Below are 21,066 nucleotides of genomic sequence, written 5' to 3'. Positions count from 1 at the left end.
CCCGGCCTGCCGCTCGGATCGCCCTCACGCACCTCTGAAGCCCCTCGAAGGACACATCGGACCCATGGTGGCAAAAGCTGCGATCCCGCCGGCACTCTCGCTCCTGGAAGCGAACGATCTCGAAGTCGGTCTCGGTCCGAATCACATGCTGACGGGACGGTTCACCGGCAAGAAGATCGCGTCCCGCGTCACGCTCGCCTGCAACGGGCGGCACTGGGCGACGGTGCCCGTCACCACCACGGACGGCGCGGCGACCTTCGCCTGCCAGCTGCCTCCGGAGCGGATTTCCGAGGACACCACCGTCGAGATCCGGGGTTCGTCCGAGCGGGATCTGCTGGCCCGTCTCACGGTCGGTCCGCGCGAACCGATCGTCAACGGGTTCGGGCTCACGGCGGGTGAGGTGCTCGCCGTTCATCCCCTGCCCTTCCAGGCCGCGCCCTGGATCCGCTTCGACGGCGCCCGCCTCACCATCACCGGCGAGCACCTGCCGCCGGCGGGCGACCCCGGGGCGCTGCGGGTCGTCTTTGGCCCCGGCGTGGCCTACGAGGTTCAGTATCCCCTGCCCTCGCTCTCCTTCGGCAACCACTTCTGGTACTGGCCGAACGCGCATCTCTCCGCCTTCACCGTCACCATCGACCTGCCCGCATGCGCGCCGGATTCCGACCCGTTCGCTTTCGCATTCGAATACGACAACGGCAATCCGCTGGCGTTGGACGGCCGGCAGGTCGGGGACGTCCTGGGACGGCGGATCTTCGTACCGACGAATCTCGGGGCGGGAATCGGCCTGCCCCGCGACGCCGACCAGCTCACCCGCGTCCAGACCTGGTCGAACGACCAGAGCGTGACCTTCACCGGCCACTGCGCCTTCAAGGCCATCGAGACCCTGTTCAACCGCTACGGCGTGGCGGACCGCGACGACGTCTCGATCCTGGATTGGGGCTGCGGACACGGACGTGTGACCCGCCACTTCATCCAGCAATGGCGCCGGGCGACGGTGTGCGGCACGGATATCGACGACGAGAACATCTCGTGGTGCCGGGAGAACCTGTTGGGTCGGTTCGTCACGACGCCGCTCATGCCGCCGGCCCCCTACGAGGATGCGAGCGTCCAGGGAATCTTCGGCATCTCGGTGATGACGCACCTCACGGCGGAGGTGCAGGCGGCGTGGCTCGACGAGATCGCCCGCATCCTGAAGCCCGACGGGGTCGCGCTGATCACCTTCGGAGGTTCGAGTTCCGTCGCCTGGTCGTCGGTCTTCCGCGCGCCGGATTTCTGGCGCTACTGGACCAGCAACGGCTTCGACGATCGCCTCGTCGATCCCGCGCTCGACGGCAAGATCTCCGATCCCACCTACTACCGTCACACGGTGCAGACCGTGGATTACACGCGCCGCGTCTGGTCGAGGCACCTCGACGTGGTCGACATCATCCCGGAATTCATCGGGAACCTGGACGTGGCCGTCCTGCGCAAACGGCAGCGGGCCTGACGGGGCCCGAGGTTCGGAGCCCGTCCGGGTCGTCCCCGCCCCTCGGGGCCTTCCCCCTCAGAGCCGTGACTCGGCCACGTCCGTTGTCGTGAGCCGAACCCGGCGCGTGCGGCCGTCGCGCTCGACCACGAGGTCGAGGCTGGCGCCGAGACCCGCCGTCTCCATCGCGGCGGTCAGGTCGGCCAGCCGATGCACCGGACGGTCCCCGGCGCCGACGATGATGTCGCCGATGTCGCCGGTCTGCGGATCGACGCCTCGCAGGCCGGCGCTCGCGGCGGGCGAACCGCGCAGGACGCGCAGGACCACGACGCCGTCGATGCCGAGGCGGGCGGCGGTCGCCTCCTGCCCGGCGATGATGCCGATGCCCGGATTGCGGGTCCGGCCGTTGCGGATGAGCTCCGGCACGACCCGGTTCACCACGTCGACCGGGATCGCGAAGCCGATGCCCGCGCTGGTGCCGGAAGGCGAGTAGATCGCGGTGTTCACCCCGATCAGGCGCCCGGCGGAATCGAGGAGCGGGCCGCCGGAATTGCCCGGGTTGATCGCCGCGTCGGTCTGGATCACGCCCGAGAGTTCCCGGCCCTCGCTCGTCGGCAGGCGGCGCTGAAGCGCGCTGATCACACCGGTGGTCAGCGTGTGGTCGAGGCCGAAGGGATTGCCGATGGCGTAGGTCGATTGCCCGACCTTGAGATCGGCCGAGGTCCCGATCGCGAGGGGCTGGGGCGCCGAGCCCGTGCGTCCGAGGCGGATCACCGCGAGATCGTAGCTCGGGGCCGCACCGACGAGGCTGGCCGCCACGACCTCGCCCGAGGACAGGCGCACCGCGATGGAGCCGCCGCTCTGCGTGGCCGCCGCGACCACGTGGTTGTTCGTGACGATGTGCCCGGCCGTGTCCCAGACGAACCCGGTGCCGGTCTGCGCGCCGCCCTGCTCCGCGCCCTCCCCGTCCACGCCCATCAGGGCCCGCCCTTGAGCGGCGCCCTGCGCGAAGACGTGGACCACCGAGGGACTGGCGCGGGCAAAGAGCGCGATCGTCGCCTGCTCGGCGGGGGCGAGGTCGCCCCGGGCCGTGACCGCGCGCGGGGTCCGTGCGGCGTAGAGGAAACCGGTGACGTAGGGTTGTGCCACATAGAGAGCGAGCAGCACCAGCGCCGCTCCGGCCGCCCATCGCAGAACACGGTCCGGCGGCCGGCCGGGCTGGAACTCATCGCGCATGTGGCATCCCCTTCACCATACTCGGAAATCCGTGTCGCACTGCATTCGCGTTAACGGCTCGGTGACGCAATGCCCATCAACTGGGTTCGTACCGCGACGGGCATGGGTGCGACAGCACACCGAGATCCGTGGCGGCCAAAGATAAACATCGGGCCGTGATTGTAAGCCTTGACGACAAATCAGACCGAGAGGGCGTCCAAAAGCAGCCATATTCCGCGCGCTCTTGAAGAAGGGTGCGCTTTGTATGAGGGGGCGACGCTTCAGGCACGAGTGAAGATTTCAGACGTGCCTGAAACGACCGCAAAGTTGCCTTAGAGATGCTTCCATTCACCCGGATACACGCCCCGCAGCAAATGTTCAGGTTCGTTGTCGTACGGACATGAGGACCGGACATCCGGCATCGCGGGGAACGACCCTCACGATTGAAGGAAAGAGAGACATGGAAACCCAAGCCCTGGAACGCCCGGCCGATCTGACGATCTGGCGGACCGCTCCGGTCCCGGCGCTGCTGGCCCAGCCCGCCCGCTACCGCACCCTGCGCGAGGCCATCGAGGCCGCCGCCGGTGCCCTCGCGGACCCGGCCAAGCAACCCTGGATCATCACCGAGGACGGCGAAGTGCTGTCCCCGAACTGGATCCGCACCTACCTGAACTGAGCGACCCACCGGCGCGGCCCCACCGCGCCTCTCCTCCCGCGAACCGGCCGTCGCAGAGCGCGCGACCGGCTCGCGTGCGTGCCGCGGCGATGCCCGGCCCGCCCTGTGCTCCCTGACCCGATGTCAGGTCGAGCGATCCGCAACACCTCCTAAAGACGAATTGCCTGATGCCGTGGCGGCTCTGGATCTCGGTCTCGCCCAAGGCGACCGGGATGTGCCGCGAACGCGAACGCCCCCGGGCAGCGCCTGGGCGCCGACAGGATGCGCGCACGGACGCCATCGACCGGATGCCGGAGGACGACTCAAGAAAAAAAGGCCGCCCCGGTGAGGGAGCGGCCCGAAGTCTAGGGAGGAAACGCCCAAGAAGGGCTGCCGAACCGCGACGCCATCGCGGTCCCGCAATGCACAATGTAGCGTGCGATGCACAAAGCACAAGGGCGCGGTCGCGGCTTTCGCGCTCCTCACGGCATGCCACCCGCGCGTTCGGCGCATCCGGATCGGCGCCGCCCGGCGGGATCGCGGGCTTCCTCTCAGTGATCGGCGAGAAGCTGCGCGATCTCGGCCTTCAGGGCATCGGCGAGGTCCTTGCGCTGCAGGGCGTAGGCGATGTTCGCGGTGAGGAAGCCGAGCTTGGAGCCGGTGTCGTAGGTCCGGCCCTGGTAGTGCATGCCGAAGAAGTTCTGGTCCTTGGCGAGCTTGATCATCGCGTCGGTGAGCTGGATCTCGCCGCCGGCCCCGGTCTCCTGGGCGGACAGGATGTCGAAGATCTCGGGCTGGAGGATGTAGCGACCCGAGATGATGAAGTTGGAGGGCGCGGTGCCCTGCTTGGGCTTCTCCACCATGCCGTTGATCTCGAAGGTCTGGCCGAAGGTCTGGCCGACGCTCACGATTCCGTACTGGTGGGTCTCCTCGGGCTTCACCTCCTCGACGGCGATGACGTTGCCGCCGTGCCGCTCGTAGGCCGACAGCATCTGCTGCATGCAGCCCCGGCTCAGCATGTCGGGCAGGAGCACCGCGAAGGGCTCGTCGCCGACGATCTCGCGCGCGCACCAGACCGCGTGCCCGAGACCGAGGGGCGCCTGCTGGCGGGTGAAGCTGGTCTGGCCCGCCGCCGGCAGGTCGCGCTTCAGCTCCTCGTAGGCCGCCGTCTTGCCGCGCTCCTGGAGCATCCGGTCGAGTTCGAACGCCACGTCGAAATGGTCCTCGATCACCGCCTTGCCGCGCCCGGTGACGAAGATGAAGTGCTCGATCCCCGCCTCGCGCGCCTCGTCGACGACGTGCTGCACCACTGGCCGGTCCACGACGGTGAGCATCTCCTTCGGCACGGCCTTGGTGGCCGGGAGGAAGCGCGTGCCCAGGCCGGCGACGGGCAGGACGGCCTTGCGAATTGGTTTCATCGAGCGGGACCCGGTAGCGAGGAAAAGCGAGAAGAACCCGAAACGGATTGACGATGCCTCAATGCAACCTCCGCTAAAGGCGGACGCAGCGCCAGCGACCTCTCGGCCATAACGGAGAAGCTGGTTTTCCGATATATCGGCGACGACACGGTCGGGGAGTGGATGTCATGGCGGTTCTGGTGACGGGCGGGGCCGGTTATATCGGCAGCCACATGGTTCTGGCCCTTCTGGATGCCGGCCATGACGAAGTGGTCGTGATCGACGACCTGTCCACAGGTTTCGACTGGGCGCTCCCGCCCGAGGTCAAGCTGGTGATCGGCGACGTGGCCGATCAGTCCCTCGTCACGGAAGTGATCCTTCAGCACCGCATCGACGCCATCGCGCATTTCGCGGCCCGGATCGTGGTGCCGGATTCGGTCGCCGACCCGCTGCATTACTACCTCGCCAACACGGTGAAGACCCGTGCGCTGATCGAGACGGCGGTCCGCTGCGGAGTCAAGCACGTCATCTTCTCGTCGACGGCGGCGGTCTACGGCGAACCCGAGACCGTGCCGGTGCCCGAGAACCTGCTTCCGGCGCCGATCAATCCCTACGGCCGCTCCAAGCTGATGAGCGAGTGGATGATCGCCGACGCTGCCGCGGCGCACGGCTTCTCCTACGTGATCCTGCGCTACTTCAACGTCGCGGGGGCCGACCCGCGCGGGCGCACCGGCCAGTCGACCCCCAACGCCACGCACCTGATCAAGGTGGCCACGCAGGCGGCGCTGGGCCAGCGGACGCATCTGGAGGTGTTCGGCACCGATTATCCGACCCGCGACGGCTCGTGCCTGCGCGACTACATCCAGGTCTCGGACCTCGCCGAAGCCCATCGCGTCGCCCTGAACCATCTGCGCGCGGGGGGCGAGAGCCTGACCCTGAATTGCGGCTACGGCCGGGGCTACTCGGTCCTCGAAGTCATCGAGGTGGTCAAGCGCGTCTCGGGGCGCGACTTCGAGGTGCGGCTGTCGCCGCGCCGGGCGGGCGATCCGGCCCAGATCATCGCCGAGGCGCAGCGCATCCGCGATCTGGGCTGGACCCCGAAGAACGACGATCTCGACGGCATCGTCGCCCAGGCCTTCGCCTGGGAGGAGGCCCTGACCCGGCGAAACCGCACGTGAGGCCCTGGGCAGGCCTCTTCGCCGCCGGCTGGATCGGCCTCGGCGCGCCGGCCCTGGCGGCCGGTCCGGCGCCCCAGGCGGTCACCGCGCCCGAGGCGAAGGCGCGTTTCGCGGCCTTCCTCGAAACCCTGAGGCCGGATGCCGAGGCGCGGGGAATCGCGCCAAGGACCTTCGAGGCGGCCTTCGCGGGCGTGACGGGGCCGGACCCCGACGTCCTGGCCCGGACGCGCAAGCAAGGTGAATTCGCGCGCCCGGTCTGGGACTACCTCGTGGGCGCGGTCTCCACGCGTAGGATCGCCCTGGGCCAGGCGAAGGCCGCGCGGCTCGCCGCGACCCTCTCGGCCATCGAGGCGCGCTACGGCGTTCCCCGCTGGGTCGTGCTGGCGTTCTGGGGCGTGGAGTCCGATTTCGGCGCCAGCGCCGGCAGCGTGCCGACCGTCCGGGCGCTGGCGACCCTGGCGGAGGCCCGCTTTCGCGGCACCCTGTTTCGCGACGAACTCCTCGCCGCGCTGACGATCCTGGAGCGCGGCGACATCACGCCCGCCCGGATGACCGGCTCCTGGGCCGGCGCCATGGGACAGGTGCAGTTCCTGCCCTCGAGCTTCCTTGCCCACGCGGTCGATTTCGACGGCGACGGCCATCGCGACATCTGGAACTCGGAGCCCGACGCCCTGGGCTCCATCGCGAGCTATCTCAAGGCGCTCGGGTGGAACCCGGCCCTGTCCTGGGGCTACGAGGTCGTGCTGCCCGCCGGCTTCGACCTCGCGCGTTACCGCGAAAACCTCTCGGCGTTCGCCCGGCGCGGCGTGCGCCGCACCGACGGCAAGGCGTTGCCGGAGGCCGGCGTCGCCAGCCTGTTCCTGCCGGGCGGGCTCGGCGGCCCGGTCTTCCTCATCACCGACAACTTCGAGGTGATCCGCGCCTACAACACCTCGGATTCCTACGCCCTCGCGGTCGGCCACCTCGCCGACCGTCTCGGTGGAGCCCCCACCCTCGCCGCCCCCTGGCCGGACAAGGCTCCGCGCCTCGACAAGGCCGGGCTCCAGGCCCTCCAGGCGGGACTGGCCGAGCGAGGCCTCTACGCGGGCGAGGCCGACGGTCGTGCCGGGCCGAAGCTGCGCGAGGCGGTGCGCCGCTACCAGATCGCCGAGGGCCTTCCCGCGGACGGCTACGCCACGCCGGCGCTCCTTGAACGGCTGAGGGCCCGCCCTTAGACCTTGGGCTCATCCTCCTCTAAGGTATCGGGCACCGATCGGCATGCCGATCAGAATCGTGAGGCGTTTCATGACCTTGCCGGCAGCGCGCGCGGCCTGGTGTCTTCTGGCCGGCATCCTCCTCCTTGCCGGCACGCCCCCGGCGCGGGCGCAGTGGGGCGATTCCTACGATGCGCCGCGAGGCGGCGACTACGAGTCGCCCCGCCGGCGCGCGCGCGACTATTACCGCGACGACGGCTACGGCGCCCGACAGGCGAACCGGCGCTACGCGCCGCCGCCGCAGGAGGCGCCCCGGCAATTCTACTGGCCCTGGGAGGACCGGCCGCAGCAGGCCCAGCCCGCGCCGGTACCGAGCGCGCGCCCCGCGCCGTCGCGCCCGCGCTCCTATGCGGACGACCCGCGCGGAAGCCGGGATGACGGGCGTGGCGCGCGGCGTCGGCCGCGTCCCGCACCCGTGGTGGCGACCCCGAAGGCCGCCGTGCCGAAGGTGGAGCCGACGACCCGGATCGCGGTCTTCGGCGATACGCTCGCGGGGCATCTCGGCAGCGGCCTCGCCAACGTCTTCGAGGACAATGCCGAGATTGGCGTGATCGATCGCTCGAAGCCCGATAGCGGCCTCGTGCGCAAGGATGTGGTGGATTGGCCGAAGGCGGCCGAGGAGTTCCTGAAGGCCAACCCGAAGACCAGCTATGCCCTGGTGATGCTCGGCGCCAACGACCGCCAGCCGATCCGCGAGAACGACGGAAACCTGGAGCCCCTGAGCGACCGCTGGCGCGCGCTCTATGCCGAACGGGTCGACGCCATGATCAAGGTGTTCACCGACCAGAAGATTCCGCTGATCTGGGTCGGCGCGCCGCCGATGCGCAGCGATACCCTGACCAAGGACATCGCGGCGATCAACGAGATCTATCGCGAGCGCGTCGCCCGGGCGGGCCAGACCTACGTGGACATCTGGCCGGGCTTCGTCGACGACCGCAACCGCTACGCCGCCACGGGACCCGACCTCGAGGGCCAGGAGGCGAAGCTGCGCACGGCGGACGGCGTGCATTTCACCAAGGCCGGCGCGCGCAAGATGGCGCATTTCGCCGATGTCGAATTGAAGCGGATGATGGGGACCGGGGTGGCGGCGCCACCCGTTACCCCGGTCGCCACCGCGCCGCAGCCGGGCCCGCAGGGCGATCCGGCCAAGCTCGACGACGCGGGCGCGATCGACCGCCAGATCACCGCGATGCTCCCGAGCCTGCCCGAGCCGCCGGGCATTCCCGCGCTGCCGGTCAAACCCCTCGCCGGCCCGGTGGTGCCCCTCGGGCGCGCCGAGGTGACCCCGGGCGGCACGCTGATCAGCGGGCGCCCCCGCGATCCCGACCCCACCGGCACGGTGGAACGCGCCCTGGTGCGCGGCGCGGCCCCCCTGCCCCAGCCGGGCCGGGCCGACGACTTCAAGTGGCCGCCGGGCTGATCCGGCGGGGGTCGGTTTCGGGCCTCAACGTCCCGCGATAGGCGACGATCAGTCCGACGAGGGGCGCCCGGATCGTGACGTCGAAGGCGAACTGCCCATCGACCGCGCTCTCGAAGGTCTCCCCCACCGGCAGCAAACGTCCCGGCATGGGAACCGTCCCGATCGACCAGCGCCGAGGGACGAACAGAAGCCGCTCCCCGTCCCGGACCAGGGCGAGGGAGAAGCGCGCGATGCCGAACCGCTCGACGAGCAGATGTCGGTCCCGCCCCGTTCCGACGGATTGCAGCGATGTGAACGTCTTCCCGCCAATGGTTCGTGTCCATCGCTCGGCGCCCTGCTCCGGCGTGAACGTGATCGTCGCCGCGGCGCCCTGGGCCGTTTCCGGAAACCCGACGACGGCGCAAACGAGGCGTGCGAGGAGTCCGGTTCCCCGACGCACGGTCGCCGATCCCGTCCAGCGCCGCATGCCGGCCCCCTCGTGCAGGTCGCGGACGGGACTCGGGAGCCCGTCGAGTGCCGATCCGAGAACCGCGCGGTAGATCGGGCCACCGCCATCGTCCTCCCGAAACCCGGAGACGATCGCGCGGCCTTCGAACAGGGCCTCGTAATCGGCGAGTTCCAGAGCGCGGACCGCCGACCGGGCTCCCGGCGCCGGCCGCTCGCCGCGCAGCATCTTTCGGATCAGCGCCTCGATCGCCATCGACGGGATGAGGGGGCCGTCGTCTCCTTCGGCCAGCAGGTGCCAGCTGCGAACGACGTTCCGCCCCTCGGAGCGTCCCCGGGCGGACACGAACATGCCGCCGCGATGCTCGCCGAACCGCATGCGATTCAGCACCGCGTAGAACAGCTTCGAGAATGGCGTGAGGGCTGGCAGTCCGAAGCGGGCCCTTGTCCTCGCCAGGAGGTTGAGCGCCCGGTGCAGGAATTCGGGCACCGGGCCGGCCCCCATCCAGATGTCGGTCATCGCGGGGTGCTCGGGCGGGATCACTTGGAGATCCGGCACGTCGACCAGGGAGAAGCGCAGGTTCCGCAAGGGCATACGACCTGGCACCGCGACCGTGAAGCGGCGGCTTTCCGTCAGGCCCCGTCCCCGGAACGGCCGGCCGCCGCGCAGCAGCGTCACCGGCCCACCGGCATATCCCAACACCGCGCGCATGACGTTGAGCCCGATCCCGGCATAGGGCGAGGGCGCGATGCCGCCCTCGACGGCATGAATGTCCATCGTCGCCGCCATCCTGCGCAGAACGGCGGCGGTCAGCACGGGAAAGCTGCTGACGCCGGACAGAACGACGATTCCGGCCGCCTTCGCTCGTGCGTCGAACGCCGATACGCCGAAGACGAAATCGGCACCGTCCGCGAAGTCCAGGTAATCGACGCCGGCCGTAAGGCAGCACGCGATCACGTGGTATGGGTCGGCACCGTAATCCTGGAAGGGGCCCGAGGCGTCCACCACGAGATCCGGCTTAACGGTGCGAAGCGCCTCCAGGACGTTCGCCCGGTCGAGGCGGAGGGGTTCGACACGCGTCGCGCCGCGATGGGATGCGCAGAAGGCCTGCGCGCGTTCCAGGCTTCGACCGCAGACGATGAGTTCAAGACCGTAGATGTCGCGGAGAAGCTCGACGAGCCGGCCGCCGAAGACCCCATACCCACCGAGGATCAGGACTTTCATCGACCGGTGCCTCACCAAGAAGGGGCATCGGCGCCGCTCGCCGACCGCTCACAGGATGCGCTCCCGGAATCGTTCGGGTGCGACCCAGCAGGTGTCCCGTCGGCCGAACAGGCGATAGCGGTTCCGCGCAACGAAGCGATAGACGGGGTCGCGCAGCCCGGCGGGGACGATCCGGAAAGCCCGAAGGAGATTCCAGGGAAATCCGAGCCTCTCGTAGATGCTCAGAACCGCATCGCTGTCTCGACGCACCCGATCGCCCTCGAGCACGAGCAGGCTGACCGGATCCTCCGGATCCATGCCGTGCTCGCGGTAGAGAGCCTGTCCGACGTCACCTTGCATGGATGCGAGGTGAAACACCCCCCGGCGGTCTTTTTCCAGAACGAATCGGGCGTTGGCGGAGCACAGGACGCATTCGGCATCGAACAGAATGACGGGCCCGGTGGACGCCAGCGAGAAGCGAGGGTCTGTCGTCATGCGAGGCAATGTAGCCGGCCGGCGGGACGCTTGAACAGAAATCTCCGCAATCCTGCCCACCCCTTTCAAACGGCGCGGGTGCCGACCGCTACCCGACGCCGACGGGGTGCTTCGTGACCACGGGGCTGCGCATGGTGACGAGTTCCTCGCCGGCCGTGGGGTGGACCGCGATGGTGCGGTCGAAATCCGCCTTCGTGGCGCCCATGGTGACGGCGATGCCCACCGCCTGGATGATCTCGCCGGCATCGTGCCCGAGGACGTGGACGCCCACGACCCGGTCGCTGGCGCAATCGACGACCACCTTCATCAGCACGCGCTCCTCGCGGCCCGACAGGGTGGCCTTCATCGGGCGGAAGCTCGACCGGTAGACGTCGACGGCACCGTAGAGTTTGCGCGCCACGTCCTCGTTGTGACCCACGACCCCGATCTCGGGCGTCGAGAACACGGCGGTGGGGATGAGGCCGTGATCGACGCACCAGGGCTTGTTCCCGAACACCGTGTCGGCGAAGGCGTGGCCCTCCCGGATCGCGATCGGGGTGAGGGCCGCGCGGTCGGTGACGTCGCCCACCGCGTAGATCGAGGACACCGTCGTCTGCGAGAAGGCATCCACGGGGATCGCGCCGCGCGCGTCCGGCTCGATCCCGACCGTGTCCAGGCCGAGCCCGGCGATGTTCGGGCGCCGGCCGGTGGCGGTTAGCACCTGGTCGACCTCCAGGGTCGAGCCGTCGTCGAGGGTCGCCAGGATGCCGCCCGCGACGCGGTCGAGGCGCTCCACCGTCCGGTTCAGGCGCAGGTCCATGCGCGCCGCGTAGGCCGCGCCGAGGGCGTCGCGCATCTCCTCGTCGAAGCCGCGCAGGAGCTTGTCGCCCCGGTGCAGCAGCGTGGTCCGCGAGCCGAGATGGGCGAACACCCCGGCGAACTCCACCGCGATGTAGCCGCCGCCGACGACCAGGATGCGCTCCGGCAGCGCGTCGAGGTCGAACACCTCGTTCGAGGTGATGGCGAGGTCCGCGCCGGGGATCGCCGGCTCCTTGACCGGATGGGCACCCACCGCGACGAGGATGACGCGCGCGGTCACCCGCCGGCCGGAGCCGACGAGCCGCACGGTGTGCGCGTCCTCGATCACGGCGCGCTCGGGCACCACGGTGACGCCGGCCCGGCCGAGATTGGCGTCGTAGATGCCCTCCAGGCGGGCCACCTCGGCGTCGCGCCGGGTCTTCAGGACGCGCCAGTCGAAACGCGGCTCGGACACGCTCCAGCCGAAGCCGGCGGCATCCTCGAACTCGTCGGCGAAGCGGCCGGCATAGACCATCAGCTTCTTGGGAACGCAGCCCCGGATCACGCAGGTGCCGCCGACCCGGTATTCCTCGGCGAGCTGCACCCGGGCGCCGTGGCCGGCGGCGATCCGCGCCGCGCGCACGCCGCCGGAGCCGCCGCCGATCACGAACAGGTCGACGTCGTAGGTGTGGTCCGGGGCAGCGTCGGCCATGGGAGATCCTGAGCGAGGGCGGGTCGCGGTCCTCATCGCCCGAACCCGTCGGCGCATCAACCACCCCGCCCCCCGGCGCGGGCCACCGGACGAGCCAAGCATGAAAAAAGCCGCTCCTCCTTCCGGAGAAGCGGCCTGAAGGCCGATGCGGCGTCGGACGACGCCGTAAGGCTTACTTGATCTTGGTTTCCTTGAAGTCGACGTGCTTGCGCACGACGGGGTCGTACTTCTTCATCGACAGCTTCTCGGTCTGCGTGCGGGAGTTCTTCTTCGTGACGTAGAAGTAGCCCGTGTCGGCGGTCGAGATCAGCTTGACTTTAACGGTGACGGCCTTGGCCATGGACGCGGCGCTCCTGTGATCGCGGCATTCCGCATCAGCGAAACGCAAAAGGGCCGGCGATGGCCGGCTGAATACCGGCGCGTGATTGCCCCATCGGCCGGGATTCGTCAAGGCGTCTCACGCCCCCGGCCGCTGCGCGAGGCGCAGGGCCACCACCCCCGCATAGGCGAGGAACAGCAGGCAGAGGCTGTAGGCGAAGCCCTGCGGCGGCACGAGGTCCATGCCGCCGCCGATGATCGGCGGCCCCAGCATCAGCCCGACATTGTAGAGCACCACGAAGGCCGCGTTGGCGCCCGCGAGGTCCGGTCCCCGGATCGTGGCGCCCAGATGGGCGAGGCCCACGGTGTAGAGCGTGCCGGCGATGCCGCCCCAGAGGAACAGCAGCACGACGAGCGCCGGGAACGAGGCGGAGGCCAGGGGAATCAGGCTCGAACCGAGGGCCCCCCCGAGAGCCGCCATGAGCAGGACGAGGCGGCGGTCCATCCGGTCGGCGAGCCAGCCGAATGGGATCTGGAACATCACGTTGCCCAGCGCCAGGGCGCTGACGAGGCCGGCCGCCGTCTCCGCGTCATAGCCGAGGCGCAGGCCGTAGAGCGGCAGGATCGCGAAGCCCCCGGTCTCGACGGCGCCGTAGACGAGGGCGGCCAGGGTCGCGGCCGGGGCCAGCCGGAGATAGGCGGCAAAGGAGCGTTCCCCGCCCTGCCCGATCACCGGCGACAGGCCGCGCGCCAGCAGCAGCGGCACGAGGCCGACGAGGAAGAGGCCGGCGCCCGCGAGGTAGGGCCCGAACCCGCGCGTGCCCAGAACCGCGAGCAGCGTCGGCCCAACGGCGAAGCCGATGGCCAGCACCGTGGCGTAGATGCCCATCACGAGACCGCGCCGGGCGGGCGGCGCCGCCGCGTTGATCCAGAATTCCGAGAGCACGAACAGCGCGCCGAGGCTCGCGGAGAACACGAAGCGGAGCACGAACCACGCGACCATGCCCTGAAGGAGCTTGAAGGCCACGAGGCAGGCCGCGCCGAGGAGGATGGCGAGGACGAGCAGGCGCACCACCCCGATCCGGCCCGCGAGACGGGGCACGAAGGGCACCGTCACGACGGCGGCGAGACCCGCCACGGCGGTGTTGATGCCGACCAGCGTGCTCGACGCGCCCATGCGCTCCATCTCGATGGAGAGCAGCGGGATCGTCAGGCTGAGGCCGATCCCCACCACCGCCACGCAGGTGATGGCGGCGGCGATCGAGGCGAAGCGCGCGGCCGCATCGGGCTCGGCGTGGGTCTGGGCCGACATGCAGGGGTCCGTTGCGGGTCGCAGGCGCGACGCCGGGACCGCCTTGTCCACGGTGCGCCCGCCGGGCGCAACCGCGCGCGCCGATCAGCGGGCGGCCGACTTCAGCGGCTTTCCCTCGGCCGGCGGCGGCTGGCGCTCGATCGTCTGGCCGTCGCGCAGGTCGGCCGGCGGGCTGAGGACAATCTCTTCGCCGCCCTCCAGCCCCTCGCCGACCTCGATCGTGGTGCCGAGATCTCGGCGGATCTTCACGTTGCGCCACTGCACGGTGCCGTCGTCGCGGGCCAGAGCCACCTGGGTGCCGCGCTGGTTGAAGACGAGGCTCTCGGCCGGCACCTTCACGTTCACCTCGGTGCGCGGCACCTTCAGCGTCACGTAGACGTAGAGCCCGGCGCGCAGGGCGCCGTCCCTGTTCGGCACGTCCACCTGCGTGGTCAGGGTGCGCGAGGAGGTCAGCAGGGCCACCGAGCTGCGCTCGACCTTGCCGGTGAACACCCGGCCGGCCATCTGCGGCACCTGGATCGCGGCATCGACGCCCGGCCTGACCCCGGCGGCGACGTTCTGCGGCACGTTGACGGAGACGCGCAGGATGTCGTCCCGGTCCATCGAGAGCAGGGCCGTGCCGGTTCCGTCCGCATGGACGAGATCGCCCACATCGACGCCGCGCTGGGTGATCACTCCGTCGAAGGGCGCGATGATGTCCTTGAACCCGGTGAGCGCCCGCAGGCGCTCGACGGTGGCGGCCTGCGCCTTGATGTTGGCCTGCGCGACCTTCACGCCGGCTTCGGCCGAGGCGAGGGTCGCGGCCTGGCTCAGCACGCTGGCCTGGGAATTGTCGGCATTCTGCTTCGAGGCCCAGCCCTGACCGGCCAGTGTCGAGGTACGGTTGTTGGTGACGTTGGCGAGGTTCACGTTGGCCTTGGCCTGATCGACCATGGATCTGGCCTGCAGCAGCGCCGCCTCGAGCTGCCCGGTCTGGGCCTCGGCCTGCGCGAGCTGCTGGTCGAGGTCGGGGGCCGCGATGCGCATCAGGATGTCGCCCTGGTGCACGCGGCTGCCGATATCGACCCGGCGCTCGGCGATGTAGCCGGTGGCGCGGGCATAGAGCGCGGCCTTGGCGAAGGCGTCGGTCTGACCCGGCAGGGTGATCTCGATCGGCTTGTCCGCGCGCTCGGCCGCGGCGGTTCGCAGCTTCGGCACGAAGCCGTTGACCTTGCGCTGCGTCTCGGCGGCGGCGGCGCGCCGCTCCATCTGGCCGTAGCCGCCCCAGGCCAGCAGGCCGATGGCCGCGAGCGCCGCCAGCAGGAACGGCGCCTTGCCGGGCGGCGGCGGAATGTCGGAGGGATCACGCACGGGGTGTGTCACGGCTGTCCCATCCTCGGCCGAAATTCCAGCGCTGGCCGAAGCCCCGTCGTCGTGACAACGCCCAAGTCCCGGTCCCGGCTCACGCGTAATCCTCCAGCGGCTTGACGTCGCCCCGCCGCAGCAGGGTGTAGAGGAACGGCACGAACAGCAGCGTGGCGGGCGTGCCCACCGCGATGCCGCCCATCACGGCGCGGGCCAGCGCCGCGTTCTGCTCGCCCCCCTCGCCCGTTCCCAGGGCCATGGGGATCAGGCCGAGGAACATCGCGCTCGCGGTCATCAGCACGGGTCGCAGCCGGGTCTCGCCCGCGAGCAGGGCCGCCTCGACGGCGCCGCAGCCCGTCGCCTCGCGGTGTTCCTTGGCGAAGGTCACGAGCAGGATCGAGTTGGCGGATGCGATGCCCACCGACATGATGGCGCCGAACAGCGAGGGAATCGAGAAGGTCGTGCCGGTGATGAACAGGCTCGCGACGATGCCGCAGAAGGCCAGCGGCAGCGCGGCCAGCACCACGAAGGGGTCGCCCCAGCTCTGGAAGTTCACCGCCATCAGCAGGTAGACCGCGACCAGGGCGATGGCGAGGCCGGCCTGGAGCCGGAAGAACGCCGAGTCCATGTTCTCGATCTGGCCGCGCACCGTGATCTTGTCGGGCGCCGGCAGGGCCTTCTGTTCGTCGGCGACGATCTGCCGGATTTCCCTCGCCACCGAGCCGAGGTCGCTGTCCTGCACCGCCGCGTAGATGTTGAAGGTCGGTTGCGTGTTGACGTGGTTGATCACCGTCTGAGACCCCTCGCGGCGCATGGTCGAGACGCTGGAGAGCAGGGTGAGCACGCCCGGCGCGTCGGAGTTCCCGTTGACGAGGAGCGGCGTGTTCTGGAGCGCGGTGAGCGAATCGTTGCGGTATTCCGGCGTCTGCACCCAGAGCTGGTAGGGGATGCCGGTCTTCGGGTCGGTCCAGAAGTTGGGCGTCACCTGGAAGGAGCCCGAGAGCGAGACGTTCAGCCCTTGCGCGATCTGCTGCTGCGTCAGGCCGAGCTCGGAGGCGAGGCGCCGGTCCACGTCCACGAAGAATTGCGGCGTGCCGACGATCTGGTGCAGGTGCACGTCGACGGCGCCCCGCGTCGCCTTGAGGCGGCGGACGATGTTCTGCGCGACCTCCAGATCCTTCGCGGTGTTGCGGCCCGAGACCTGGATGTCGATCTGCGCGACGGTGCCGAAGTTGAGGATCTGGGTGATGATGTCGGAGGGCTGGAAGTAGAAGACCACGTCGGGGAAGCGCTCGCGCAGAACCTCGCGCAGGCGCTTGGTGTAGTCGGCCACCGAGCCGTGGCCTTCCTTCAGGTTGATGAGCATCTGGCCGTCGTTGTAGGCGACGAACGAACCGTCCGAGAACGCGAAATTGTAGTTGTTCGATGGCAGGCCGATATTGTCGAGGATCTGATCGATCTCACCTTCGGGCACGACTTCGCGGACCACGTTCTCGACCTGCGCGAAGACCTGTTCGGCGGTCTCGATGCGCATGCCCGGCCGGGTGCGCAGGTGCAGGGTCATCTGGCTCGAGGCCACCTGCGGGAAGTAGTCCTGGCCCACATACAGGAAGAGGCCGGCCGTGGTCGCGAACACCGCCGCCACGAGGCCCAGCGTCGCCACGCGGTGGCCGATGACGACGTGCAGGAGCCCGAGATAGCTCCGGTGGAAGCGCGTGAACCGGGCCTCGAAGCCGTGGCGGAACCGCCCCGCGAGGCGGAACACCGGCCCGCCGATCCAGCCGAAGGCCCGGGCCAGCCGGCCACGGCGCGGCGCGGCGCCCGCCCCGTGCTCGGAGTCGTGGTGCTTGGCCTCGTATTCGCGTGCGACCAGCACGTCGATCAGCACCGGCACCAGGGTGCGCGAGAGGACGTAGGAGGTCAGCATCGCGAACACCACCGCGAGCGCCTGGGGGGTGAACAGGTATTTCGGCGTGTCGGTCAGCGCGAAGACGGAGACGAAGGCCGCGCAGATCGAGAGCGTCGAGATCAGCGCCGGCTTGGCGATGCCGGCGGCCCCCTCCACCACGGATTTGCGAAACGGCTCGCCTTCCTCGAACAGCCGGTAGGTGTTCTCGATCGCCACGGTGGCGTCGTCGACGAGGATGCCGACCGCCAGCGCCAGCCCGCCGAGCGTCATCACGTTGATGGTCTCGCCCAGGGCCGCCAGGATCGCCAGGGAGGTCAGGATCGAGAGCGGGATCGAGACCAGCACCACGATGGTGGAGCGCCACGAGCCGAGGAACAGCAGGATGGTGAGGCCCGTGAGGGCCGCCGCGATGACAGCCTCGTGGATCACGCCCTCGATCGCCGCCGAGACGAAGACCGACTGGTCGAACAGCGGCTTGAGGCTCATGCCCTCGGGGGCGGCGGCCTGGATGTCCGGCAGCGCCTTCTTGACGTTGTTCACCACGTCGAGCGTCGAGGCGGTGCCGTTCTTGAAGATGCGCATCAGCACCGAGTGCAGGCCGTCGGCCCGCACGATGTTGACCTGCGGCGGCCCGCCGTCGCGGACATAGGCCACGTCGCGCACCAGGATCGGCTGGCCGCCCACCACCTTGATGGGGATCTGATTGAGCGCGTCGATGGCCTCCGGCGAGGCGTTGAGCTGCACGGGGTATTGCTGCTCGCCGATCTTGGCGAGGCCCGAGGGCACGGTGAGGTTCTGCGCGGTGACGGCATTGGTCACGTCGAGCGCGGTGAGGCCGAGGGCCTGGAGGGCGTGCAGGTCGAGATCGACCATGATCTGGCGCGGCGTGCCGCCGAAGGGCGAGGGCAGCGTCGAGCCCGGAACCTGGGTCAGGCGCTGGCGGATGCGGTACTGGGCGTAGTCGAAGACCTTCGTCAGGCTCTCGCGGTCGGAGGAGAGCGCGAGCTGGATCACCGGCACCGAGGAGGCCGAGAAGCGCAGGACGATGGGCGGCTGCACGCCGGGCGGCATGTTCGACCGGATCGAGTTCATGGCCGAGACGACCTGGGCGATGGCCAGATCGATGCTCACCGAGCCGTCGAAGTAGATCTTCTGGATCGCCGTGCCCTGGAGGGTGGTCGATTCCATCCGGGCGATGTTGTTGACGTTGTTGGAGAGCGAGAACTCGGCGTAGGTGGTGATGCGACGCTCCATCTCGGAGGTCGACAGGCCATTATAGGTCCAGACCACCACCACGACCGGGATGTCGACGGTCGGCAGCACGTCCTTCGGCGCGACCACGACCGCCGCCGCTCCGCCGAGCATCATCAGCACGGCGAGCACGTAGATCGTGATGCGGAATTTCAGCGCGTACTGGACGAGGCCCATGCCGTCTCCGTGATCGACCGCCGCGACCACGGTCGCACGGGCGAGCGAGCGACGCAGCCGTGGCGCCGCGCCGCATGGATACTGCATGCAGGTGTTTTGTTTCCGGATGAATGCCGCATCGCGCGAGCCCTGCGCGACACAGGGGCACGGCGCCCCGATCAGGAAGCGCCAAACACGACGGTCACGCGATCAGCAGCAGCGGAACCCGCTGCGGTTGCCGACGCCGAAACGTGCGTTCTCCCGGTTCCGGAAGAACTCCCGCTCGCTCATCGGCTCCTGATCCGCGTGGGTCTTGCGGATATGGGCGGCGTAGACCTCGTAGTCGCCCTGCCCCACCATGAGGCGGGCGCCGTCGCAGACGCATTTCGAGAAAGTCTTCAGACGATCGCGCAATTCCGCCGACGACAGCGCCATGGTGCTTACTCCGCCGGAACCACGGCCGGGCCGCCGCTCTCGAGGGCGGTCCAGCGATCGGCCCGGTAGGCCTTGAGGCAGGCCATGACGCCGAAGGTGGCGATGGCCAGGACGAGGCCGACGAACATCACCGCCAGCGCCGCGTCGATCCGGTCGTTGAAGACGATCTTGTGCATGTCGGCCATGTTCTTGGCCGGCGCGAGCACCTTGTTCTCGGCGATCGCGGCCGAGAACCGGTCGGCATGCGAGAGGAAGCCGATCTTCGGATCCGCCGAGAAGATCTTCTGCCAGCCGGCGGTGAGCGTGCAGATGCACAGCCACACGGTCGGGATGATCGTGACGAAGGCGTAGCGCTCACGCTTCATCTTGAAGATCACCACCGTGGCGAGCGTCAGGGCGACGGCGGCCAGCATCTGGTTGGAGATGCCGAACAGCGGCCAGAGGGTGTAGATGCCGCCCAGCGGATCGGTGACGCCCTGGTAGAGGAAGTAGCCCCAGGCGCCGACGCACAGGGCGGTGGCAAGGATGCTGGGCGCCCAGGCCGTCGTGTCCTTGAACGTCGGCGAGACCAACCCGAGCAGGTCCTGCAGCATGAAGCGCCCGGCTCGGGTTCCCGCATCGACGGCGGTCAGGATGAACAGGGCCTCGAACAGGATGGCGAAGTGGTACCAGAACGCCATCATCGCCTTGCCGCCGATGGCCGAGGAGATGATGTGCGCCATGCCCACCGCGAGGGTCGGCGCGCCGCCGGCGCGTGAGATGATCGAGTGCTCGCCGACATCCACGGCGGTCTGGGCGATCTCGGCCGCCGTGATCGTGAAGGCCGGGTCGAGCTTGGTCACCGCGGCGGCGGCGCTCTCGGGCGTGGTGCCCACGAGGCCGGCCGGCGAGTTCATGGTGAAGTAGATGCCCGGCTCGATCACGCTGGCGGAGACCAGCGCCATCACGGCCACGAAGCTCTCCATGAGCATGCCGCCGTAGCCGATGAAGCGGGCGTCCGACTCACGGTCGATCAGCTTGGGGCTGGTGCCCGAGGAGATCAGGGCGTGGAAACCCGAGACCGCGCCGCAGGCGATGGTGATGAACAGGAACGGGAACAGAGACCCGGCCCAGACCGGACCGCTGCCGTCGACGAACTTGGTCACGGCCGGCATCCGCATGTGCGGGGCGACGTAGGCGATGCCGAGCGCGAGGCCGACGATCGTGCCGATCTTGAGGAAGGTCGAGAGATAGTCGCGCGGGGCGAGCAGGAGCCAGACCGGCAGGATGGAGGCGACGAAGCCGTAGCCGATCAGAAGCCAGCACAGCTGCGTGCCGGTGAAGGTGAAGAACGGACCCCAGTACGGGTCGGCCGCGACGTTGCCGCCGTAGACGATGGCCAGCATCAGCAGCACGAAGCCGATGATGGAGACCTCGCCGACCTTGCCCGGACGGATGTAGCGGGCATAGAGGCCCATCAGCATCGCGATCGGGATCGTCGCCGCGACGGTGAAGGTGCCCCACGGGCTCTCGGCCAGGGCCTTCACGACGATCATCGCGAGCACCGCGAGCAGGATCACCATGATCATGAAGGTGCCGAACAGTGCGATCACGCCCGGAATGGTCCCGAGTTCGGAACGGATCAGCTCGCCGAGCGAGCGGCCGTCACGGCGCATCGAAATGAAGAGGACCATGAAGTCCTGCACCGCGCCCGCCAGCACAACGCCGGCCAGGATCCAGAGCAGGCCCGGCAGGTAGCCCATCTGCGCGGCGAGCACGGGGCCGACCAGGGGACCGGCGCCCGCGATGGCGGCGAAGTGGTGGCCGAACAGGACGTTGCGGTTGGTCGGGACGTAGTCGAGGCCATCATTGTGGACATGGGCCGGCGTCGGGCGCCGGTCGTCGAGCCGCATGACCTTTTCGGAAATGAAGAGCGAGTAGTACCGGTAGGCGATCAGGTAGATGCAGACCGCCGCGACCACGATCCAGAGGGCGTTCACGGTTTCGCCGCGCGTCGTCGCGACGATGGCGAGCGCTGCGGCTCCCAACGCTCCCACCAGGGCCCAGGGCCCGTGCCTCGTTATCGCGCTCATGACGTCTCGCTCCAGCGACCTGTCCTTGATGGCAGATCGTCAAGCGTCCTTTTG

At 69.2% G+C, this 21,066-nt stretch carries 16 protein-coding genes; 5 read left to right on the top strand and 11 right to left on the bottom strand.

What is annotated here, in order from left to right; all coding sequences use genetic code 11:
* Window positions 1-64: 64 nt before the first annotated feature.
* Window positions 65-1,486 carry a class I SAM-dependent methyltransferase gene (locus tag MKK54_RS13505; RefSeq protein WP_244011486.1) on the top strand — a complete coding sequence of 474 codons (1,422 nt, stop codon included), beginning with the start codon at window positions 65-67 and terminating at the stop codon, window positions 1,484-1,486.
* A gap of 57 nt (window positions 1,487-1,543) precedes the next feature.
* Here the strand turns inward: MKK54_RS13505 and MKK54_RS13500 are convergent, their stop codons facing one another.
* A complete protein-coding gene (locus MKK54_RS13500) occupies window positions 1,544-2,701 on the bottom strand; it encodes a S1C family serine protease (RefSeq protein ID WP_244011484.1) in 1,158 nt (385 codons plus the stop codon).
* Between the two features lie 439 nt (window positions 2,702-3,140).
* Here MKK54_RS13500 and MKK54_RS13495 point away from each other — a divergent pair, with 439 nt between their 5' ends.
* Entirely contained in the window at window positions 3,141-3,356 is a 216-nt protein-coding gene (locus MKK54_RS13495) for a hypothetical protein (protein WP_244011482.1), read from the top strand.
* A gap of 530 nt (window positions 3,357-3,886) precedes the next feature.
* Here MKK54_RS13495 and galU read toward each other — a convergent pair.
* The gene (galU, locus tag MKK54_RS13490) at window positions 3,887-4,753 is read right to left on the bottom strand and encodes a UTP--glucose-1-phosphate uridylyltransferase GalU (protein ID WP_244011480.1); all 867 of its coding nucleotides are present in this window, start codon (window positions 4,751-4,753) and stop codon (window positions 3,887-3,889) included.
* A gap of 167 nt (window positions 4,754-4,920) precedes the next feature.
* Here galU and galE point away from each other — a divergent pair, with 167 nt between their 5' ends.
* The 3 genes from galE (at window position 4,921) to MKK54_RS13475 (ending at window position 8,583) form a co-directional block, all read left to right on the top strand.
* Window positions 4,921-5,910 carry a UDP-glucose 4-epimerase GalE gene (gene galE, locus MKK54_RS13485; RefSeq protein WP_244011478.1) on the top strand — a complete coding sequence of 330 codons (990 nt, stop codon included), beginning with the start codon at window positions 4,921-4,923 and terminating at the stop codon, window positions 5,908-5,910.
* Window positions 5,907-7,124, top strand: a complete 1,218-nt coding sequence (locus MKK54_RS13480) for a lytic murein transglycosylase (protein ID WP_409564179.1) — start codon at window positions 5,907-5,909, stop codon at window positions 7,122-7,124. Before galE ends, MKK54_RS13480 begins: the two co-directional genes overlap by 4 nt.
* Window positions 7,125-7,194: 70 nt before the next feature.
* A complete protein-coding gene (locus tag MKK54_RS13475) occupies window positions 7,195-8,583 on the top strand; it encodes a DUF459 domain-containing protein (RefSeq protein ID WP_244011476.1) in 1,389 nt (462 codons plus the stop codon).
* Here MKK54_RS13475 and MKK54_RS13470 read toward each other — a convergent pair.
* The 9 genes from MKK54_RS13470 to MKK54_RS13430 form a co-directional block, all read right to left on the bottom strand.
* The gene (locus tag MKK54_RS13470) at window positions 8,564-10,252 is read right to left on the bottom strand and encodes an SDR family oxidoreductase (protein ID WP_244011474.1); all 1,689 of its coding nucleotides are present in this window, start codon (window positions 10,250-10,252) and stop codon (window positions 8,564-8,566) included. The genes MKK54_RS13475 and MKK54_RS13470 overlap by 20 nt on opposite strands.
* A 48-nt stretch (window positions 10,253-10,300) precedes the next feature.
* On the bottom strand, window positions 10,301-10,726 hold the full coding sequence (locus MKK54_RS13465; protein ID WP_244011550.1) for a thiol-disulfide oxidoreductase DCC family protein: 426 nt from the start codon (window positions 10,724-10,726) through the stop codon (window positions 10,301-10,303).
* An 88-nt stretch (window positions 10,727-10,814) separates the two neighbouring features.
* Window positions 10,815-12,215 carry a glutathione-disulfide reductase gene (gene gor, locus MKK54_RS13460; protein WP_244011472.1) on the bottom strand — a complete coding sequence of 467 codons (1,401 nt, stop codon included), beginning with the start codon at window positions 12,213-12,215 and terminating at the stop codon, window positions 10,815-10,817.
* 172 nt (window positions 12,216-12,387) lie between these two features.
* Window positions 12,388-12,555, bottom strand: coding sequence for a 50S ribosomal protein L33 (gene rpmG, locus MKK54_RS13455; protein ID WP_018044575.1), 168 nt, complete (start codon window positions 12,553-12,555; stop codon window positions 12,388-12,390).
* Between the two features lie 117 nt (window positions 12,556-12,672).
* Window positions 12,673-13,845, bottom strand: coding sequence for an MFS transporter (locus MKK54_RS13450; protein WP_244011470.1), 1,173 nt, complete (start codon window positions 13,843-13,845; stop codon window positions 12,673-12,675).
* An 84-nt stretch (window positions 13,846-13,929) separates the two neighbouring features.
* The gene (locus tag MKK54_RS13445) at window positions 13,930-15,207 is read right to left on the bottom strand and encodes an efflux RND transporter periplasmic adaptor subunit (RefSeq protein ID WP_244011468.1); all 1,278 of its coding nucleotides are present in this window, start codon (window positions 15,205-15,207) and stop codon (window positions 13,930-13,932) included.
* Window positions 15,208-15,286: 79 nt separating this feature from the next.
* Entirely contained in the window at window positions 15,287-18,526 is a 3,240-nt protein-coding gene (locus MKK54_RS13440; protein WP_244011466.1) for an efflux RND transporter permease subunit, read from the bottom strand.
* A gap of 189 nt (window positions 18,527-18,715) precedes the next feature.
* Window positions 18,716-18,940, bottom strand: a complete 225-nt coding sequence (locus MKK54_RS13435; protein WP_244011465.1) for a YbdD/YjiX family protein — start codon at window positions 18,938-18,940, stop codon at window positions 18,716-18,718.
* A gap of 5 nt (window positions 18,941-18,945) precedes the next feature.
* Window positions 18,946-21,012, bottom strand: a complete 2,067-nt coding sequence (locus MKK54_RS13430; protein ID WP_244011464.1) for a carbon starvation CstA family protein — start codon at window positions 21,010-21,012, stop codon at window positions 18,946-18,948.
* Window positions 21,013-21,066 lie beyond the last annotated feature (54 nt).

Source organism: Methylobacterium sp. J-068 (genome assembly GCF_022829445.1).
Classification (GTDB): Bacteria; Pseudomonadota; Alphaproteobacteria; order Rhizobiales; family Beijerinckiaceae; genus Methylobacterium.
This window is presented reverse-complemented; position numbering and strand designations above follow the sequence as displayed.